Annotated in this window: 6 protein-coding genes; 3 read left to right on the plus strand and 3 right to left on the minus strand. The window is 64.1% G+C overall.

The genetic code is table 11. From position 1 onward, the window contains the following. Window positions 1-153 precede the first annotated feature (153 nt). The 3 genes from YUA_RS0115975 to YUA_RS0115985 form a co-directional block, all read right to left on the minus strand. Window positions 154-894: an SDR family oxidoreductase gene (locus YUA_RS0115975; RefSeq protein WP_027531620.1), complete on the minus strand. Its 741-nt coding sequence runs from the start codon at window positions 892-894 to the stop codon at window positions 154-156. A 3-nt stretch (window positions 895-897) separates the two neighbouring features. Further along, window positions 898-2,229 carry an FAD-binding oxidoreductase gene (locus YUA_RS0115980; RefSeq protein ID WP_027531621.1) on the minus strand — a complete coding sequence of 444 codons (1,332 nt, stop codon included), beginning with the start codon at window positions 2,227-2,229 and terminating at the stop codon, window positions 898-900. 289 nt (window positions 2,230-2,518) lie between these two features. Further along, window positions 2,519-3,325, minus strand: a complete 807-nt coding sequence (locus YUA_RS0115985; RefSeq protein ID WP_027531622.1) for an undecaprenyl-diphosphate phosphatase — start codon at window positions 3,323-3,325, stop codon at window positions 2,519-2,521. A 169-nt stretch (window positions 3,326-3,494) separates the two neighbouring features. Here YUA_RS0115985 and YUA_RS0115990 point away from each other — a divergent pair, with 169 nt between their 5' ends. The 3 genes from YUA_RS0115990 (at window position 3,495) to YUA_RS0116000 (ending at window position 6,282) form a co-directional block, all read left to right on the plus strand. Beyond that, a complete protein-coding gene (locus tag YUA_RS0115990; RefSeq protein WP_027531623.1) occupies window positions 3,495-4,187 on the plus strand; it encodes a glutathione S-transferase family protein in 693 nt (230 codons plus the stop codon). Then, entirely contained in the window at window positions 4,136-5,311 is a 1,176-nt protein-coding gene (gene queG, locus YUA_RS0115995) for a tRNA epoxyqueuosine(34) reductase QueG (protein WP_027531624.1), read from the plus strand. The genes YUA_RS0115990 and queG overlap by 52 nt, the downstream gene beginning before the upstream one ends. 173 nt (window positions 5,312-5,484) lie before the next feature. Continuing rightward, entirely contained in the window at window positions 5,485-6,282 is a 798-nt protein-coding gene (locus YUA_RS0116000) for an acyl-CoA thioesterase domain-containing protein (RefSeq protein WP_027531625.1), read from the plus strand. Window positions 6,283-6,450: the final 168 nt, after the last annotated feature.

Below are 6,450 nucleotides of genomic sequence, written 5' to 3' on the forward strand. Positions count from 1 at the left end.
TCCCGCTTGCGGGAGAGGTCGCCGCGTAGCGGCGGGTGAGGGTTTTCTCCTCGTCGGGAGTCTTTCTGCGGAGATACCCTCTCCCCGACCCTCTCCCGCAAGCGGGCGAGGGAGCCCACCGTCAGCGCTGCTACAGCGCCACTCCTACAAAGCCTAGAACTTCAGCTTCTTGAACACCGCCTCCGGCAGCGTCTTGATGATGAGCATCACGAGACGCCATTTGCCACTGACATAGACGACGTCGGTCTTCTTCTCGACAGCATTCAGAATCGCATCGCCGACGACAGGCGCGTCGACGGTGAGCGGGCCGATCAGCTTCATGCCTTCCGTCATCCTGGTGCGGACGAAACCGGGTTTCACGGTGACGACATGCACGCCGCCGCGACTGGCGCGGGCGCGCAGGCCTGAGAGGAACGCGGAGAAGCCGGCCTTCGCCGAGCCGTAGACATAGTTCGAGGCGCGGCCCCGATCGCCCGCCACCGACGACACACCGACAATCGTGCCATTGCCGCGCGCCAAGAACTCTTCCGCGAACAGACCGAGGATCAGCGACGGTCCCTCGTAATTCGAACGCATGATCGTCGTGGCATGCGCGACATCACTCTCGGCATTTTGCTGGACGCCCAGCAGGCCGACGATCGAGACGACGACATCGGGCAAGACGGGAAGGCCGGCGACAAAGCCATCGAAGGAGGCGGTGTCGAGCACATCGAATGTCCACGTGCTTGCTTCGATCGCGTAGCGCGCGCGCAGATCCGCCGCGTCGGGCTCCAGGGCAGCGGCATCGCGGCCTGCGAGGCCGACATCGTATCCGGCCTTGGCAAAGGCGCGCGCCGCGGCGCGGCCGATATCGGAGGAGCCACCGAGCACCAATACGGTCTTGCGTGACGTCACGGCTTAAACCTCATCGAACAGGCGTTGTGAAAGTTTCGAGCGAATATTTCCGGCGGGATCGAGCGATTTGCGGATCGCGTTGAAGCGCGACAGCGCGGGATAGCCGGCCTCGAACGTCGCGCGCGACTGGCGCGCATCCTTGGCGAGATAGAGCCGTCCGCCGGCGGCGACGACGAGACGATCGATCTCGTCGAGGAAATTCAGGATGTCTCCCTTCACCGGGAAATCCAGCGCCAGCGTGTAGCCGGGCAGCGGAAATGACAGCAGGCCGTCGCCATGGCCGAGCTTCTTCAGCACCGCAAGGAAGGAGGCATCGCCGCGCTTCGAGACACGATCGAGGATGTCGCCCAGCACGCCGCGCGCGCCTGGCTCCGGGATCACGCATTGATGCTGGAGGAAGCCGCGCCGTCCGTAGATGCGATTCCAGTCGGCAATGCTGTCGAGCGGGAAGAAATACGGATAGAGCGAGACCACATGGTCGCCGCCGGCGCGCCTTGCGCCCATGCGGTAATAGAGCTCGTTGAAGGCGCGAATGCTGAAGCGATTGAGCGTCATCGACGGCAGATCGATGGGCACGGCGAGCCCGGGCTTCTTGCTGATTGGAAATCGATCGGCGCCTTCGGCAATCTCATCGGCTCTTGCGTGCTCACCGAGATAGATCAGCGAGCGGCCGAGGTCGCTGCCGCGCGCCACGCAATCGATCCACGCCACCGAATAGGTCGCGGCATAGCTCGCCTCGAGCGCGCGCATCGCAGCGTCGAGATCGGATGCGGAGATCACCCGCTCGCGGATCCAGCCGGTCTCGACGGCGCGCAGCCGCATCGTGGCTTCGAGGATGATTCCGGTGAGGCCCATGCCGCCGACGGTCGCGAAGAAGGCATCGGAATTTTGCTCGCGCGAGACTTCGATCGTCTCGCCCTGACCTGCGCGCAGCAGAATGCTGTCGACATAGCGACCAAAACCACCCTCGCCATGATGGTTCTTGCCGTGCACATCGGCAGCGATCGCACCGCCGACCGAGACGAACCGCGTGCCCGGCACCACGAAGGGCAGGAAGCCGCGCGGGCCAAAAGTGTCGATGAGATCGGACAGCAGCACGCCGGCTTCGAGCCGGATGCGCCCGGTCGCCGGATCGAACGACCTGACCCGGTCGAACCCGGTCATGGCGATGGTCCTGACGGCGCCGATGGCGGCATCGCCATAGGCGCGGCCGTTGCCCCGGGCCACGGAGCCGGTCACATCGGCGACAGCCGCACCCACGGCCTCGAACGACCGCGGCCGCAGCATTTCGCTATCGACGACCGGGAAGCGCCCCCAGCCGCTGACGAGGGTCATCGTTCAGCTCCGCCTGCGGGCCATCCCGCTCCGGACACTGCCTACCGGTCAAAAGCTGATATTGCGTTGAGGCGCGTCAGCGAGTTTGCTGCAGTTACTGCCGGCGTCCACCTCTCCCCAGCGGGGAGAGGTCGGATTGCGCAGCAATCCGGGTGAGGGGCCGCGGCACCCAGTGACACCAGAACCCCTCACCCGGATCGCATCTGACGATGCGACCCGACCTCTCCCTACGGGAGAGGTGAGTCAGAGCGCACCTGTTAGCACCGACGTCAGTCAGACATTCGTCAGGTTAATGGCCGAGCGCCAGCGCGATCAGGCCGAGCGTGCCGACGATGACGCGCCACCAGGCGAACAGCACGAAGCCGTGGCGGGTGACGTATCCGAGGAACGCCTTCACCACGATGATCGCGGTGATGAACGACACCACGAAGCCGATCGCGACGATGCCCATGTGGTCCATCGTCATCTCGGAGCGGCTCTTGTAGAAGTCGTAGGCGAACGCGCCGATCATGGTGGGGATGGCGAGGAAGAACGAGAACTCCGCCGCCGCCCGCTTGTCGGCGCCCAGGAACATCGCGGCGACGATGCTGGCACCGGAGCGCGACACGCCCGGGATCATCGCGATGCACTGCGCGATGCCGATATAGAGATACATCAGCAGCGGAAACCTGGTGGCGTCATGCTCGCGCGCCTTGAGATCGAGCCGATCGACCCACAACAGGATGGCACCGCCGACGATCAGCGAGAAGCAGACCACCCACGGATTGAACAGCATGCTCTTGATGTATTTGCCGGCAACGAGGCCGACGATGACAGCAGGCAGGAACGCCACCAGCACGCCGATCACGAAGCGGCGCGCATAGGCATCGCCCGCGAACATGCCGATTGCGACGTCCCAGAGCTTCCTGAAGTACAGCACGACGATCGCGAGGATCGCGCCAAGCTGGATCAGAACCGTAAACGAATCCCAGAAGGCGCCCTCGCCGAGGCCGAAGAAGCGCTCCGCAAGCAGCAGGTGGCCGGTCGAGGAAACGGGAAGGAACTCGGTCACACCCTCGATGATGCCGAGGATCACTGCCCGTATTGTATCTGACATATTTACGGTCCATTTCCGCTGGAAAAGCGGGGTTCTTCTCGCCTATTCGTCCCTCGCTCGCAATCGCAAAATGCGCTATCGCGGCCTTGCCTCGCGGTTTTGAAGGACTAGTGTGGCGCCGCACAAACATTGATGGATTCTTAATCACCATCAAATAGTCAAAGGCTTCATGTTTACGCTGTTTCATCATCCGTTCTGTCCGCATTCGCGCTTCATCCGCCTGATCGCGGGCGAATACGGGCTCGAACTGAAGCTGTCCGAGGAGCGCAGCTGGGAGCGGCGCGAGGCATTTCTGCTGCTCAATGCGGCCGGCACGACGCCGGTGCTGGTGGACGACGAACAGCCGCCGATCCCGGGCGCGGCCATCATCGCGGAGTATCTCGACGAGGCCTATGGCGCCGAGATGGGCCCCAAGCGCCTGATGCCGGAGACGATCGCCGAGCGCGTCGAGGTACGCCGGCTGATGGCCTGGTTCAACGAAAAATTCTTCGAGGAGGTCTCCCACCCGCTCGTCACCGAGCGCATCTACAAGCGCTTCATGAGCGAGGAGAATGGCGGCGGACCGCCGTCGCCCGACGTGATGCGCGCCGCCAAGGCCAATGTGCGCTATCATCTCGCCTATATCGGCTGGCTGGCGCAGACGCGTAACTTCCTTGCCGGCGACCGGCCCACTTACGCGGATCTCGCCGCCGCGGCGCATCTTTCGGCGATCGACTATCTGGGCGACGTGCCATGGAGCGAGGACGACGCAGCAAAGGCGTGGTACGCGCGGGTGAAATCCCGCCCGTCGTTCCGTCCGCTGCTGAGCGAATGGCTGGCCGGCGTGCCGGCGTCGCGGACCTACGTGGACCTGGATTTCTGAACTCCGATCCGACTGAACTGAAGACGGCGCTGGCGCGCGAGGCGCGCGCGCTCGGCTTCGACTGCATCGGCATCACTGAGCCGGGCACGATCGAGAACGCTGGAAAACATTTCCTCGAATTCATCGCCTCGGGCGGCCATGGTGACATGGACTGGCTCGCGAACCAGCCGGAGCGCCGCGTCGATCCGCGCGGGCTGTGGCAGGACGTGCGCAGCGTCATCATGCTCGGCGTCAATTACGGCCCCGACCAGGATCCGCTCGCGATCCTGCGGCAGCGCACGCGCGCGGCGATCTCGGTCTATGCGCAGGGCGACGACTATCACGACCTCATCAAGAAGCGGCTGAAGGCGCTGGCGCGCTGGCTGGTCGCGACCGCGCCGAGCGAAGTGAAGGTGTTCGTCGACACCGCGGCGGTGATGGAGAAGCCGCTCGCGCAGGCTGCGCATCTCGGCTGGCAGGGCAAGCACACCAATCTGGTCTCGCGCGAATTCGGCTCGTGGCTGTTTCTCGGCGCGATCTACACCACGTTGGAGCTGCCGCGCGACCATGCCGAGATCGATCATTGCGGCTCGTGCCAGGCCTGCCTCGACATCTGCCCGACATCAGCGTTTCCCGCGCCGTACAAGCTCGATGCGCGGCGCTGCATCTCGTATCTCACCATCGAGAACAAGGGACCGATCCCGCACGAATTTCGCAAGGCCATCGGCAACCGCATCTATGGCTGCGATGACTGTCTTGCGGCGTGTCCCTGGAACAAGTTTGCGCAGGAGGGACGTGAAGCCAAGCTCGCCGCGCGCGGCGAACTGCGTGCGCCGGAGCTTGCTGAACTTTCACGGCTCGACGACGTCGCGTTTCGCGCGCTGTTCACAAAGTCGCCGGTGAAGCGCATCGGCCGCGACCGCTTCTTGCGCAATGTGCTGATCGCGATCGGTAACTCCGGCGATGTGACGTTGGCGGAGGAAGCGCGGCGATTGCTGGATGATGCGAACCCGATGGTGCGCGGGGCTGCGGTGTGGGCGCTGGGGCAGTTGATGTCGCGGGACGAATTTGTCGCGATGAAGATCGCGGCGATGGACAGAGAGTCCGACGAGAGCGTACGTGAGGAGTGGGAGCTCGCCTCCTAATTTTCGGTGTCATGCCCCGGCTTGACCGGGGCATCCAGTACGCCGCGGCTTCTCGATTCTATCATTGTCGTCTCTGGAATACTGGATCGCCCGATCAAGTCGGGCGATGACAGCGGAGTGTGGGGAGCGCGCCACCCTTGATTTCCCCACCCGTTCCTTCAAGGTCGCGCGTCATGACAAACATGCCTTTCTTCACCCGCGACGGCGACACCTTCCATCCGACGGAAGTGGCCAACGGCCCCTGGGATCCGAAATCGCTGCACGGACGCGTCATCATCGGGCTGCTCGGCTTCGCCATCGAGGAGCGCCATTCCGGCCCTGAATTCGTGCCGGCGCGGTTGACTGTCGACATGTTTCGGCTGCCGACCATCGACAAGCCCATCGAAGTGACGACGCGGCTGGTGCGCGACGGACTGCGCATCCGAGTGATCGAGGCGGAGTTCGTCGCCGGCGGCGTCAGCATGGCGCGCGCTTCCTGCCAGCTGCTGCGGCGGACGCAAAATCCCGACGGCAATGTCTGGTCGCCGCCGAACTGGGACGTGCCGAAGCCGGATGACATTCCAAAGCCCACCGATCCCAGGCTCGGCATGAACGGCAAATGGACGACGCGGCCGATCGTCGGCCATATGGGCTCGCTCGGTCCGAGAAAACTCTGGATGAGCGAGGTGCGCGAGCTCGTTGCCGGCGTACCGATGACGCCGTTCGTCCATGTCGCCGTTGGCGCCGACTTCGTCAGCCCGTTCGCCAACGCCGGCGACAAGGGGCTCGGCTACATCAACAGCGACGTGACGATCTATCTGCACCGCCTGCCGGTGACGAACTGGATCGGGTTCGATGTGGTGAACCATCAGGCCACCGACGGCGTGGCGATCGGCGAATGCTGGCTCTACGACGAGCAGGGCCCGATCGGCACCGCGACGGTTGCGGCATTGGCACAGCGCAAGCCGATGGCGAAGCTACCGCCGCCGTAATTGGAAATTACAGACATGCGGCTTGCGCCGCTGCGCTCCCTCCCCCACAAGGGACCCCCTCCAGGCAGGGCAATCGCATATGAAAACTTGTCCCTGCGGCCATCCTTCGAGACGCCCGCTTTGGGCGGGCTCCTCAGATGAGGGCGGAGTATGCGGCAGCAGTTTCAA

The sequence above is a fragment of the Bradyrhizobium sp. WSM3983 genome (assembly GCF_000473045.1).
GTDB lineage: Bacteria > Pseudomonadota > Alphaproteobacteria > Rhizobiales > Xanthobacteraceae > Bradyrhizobium.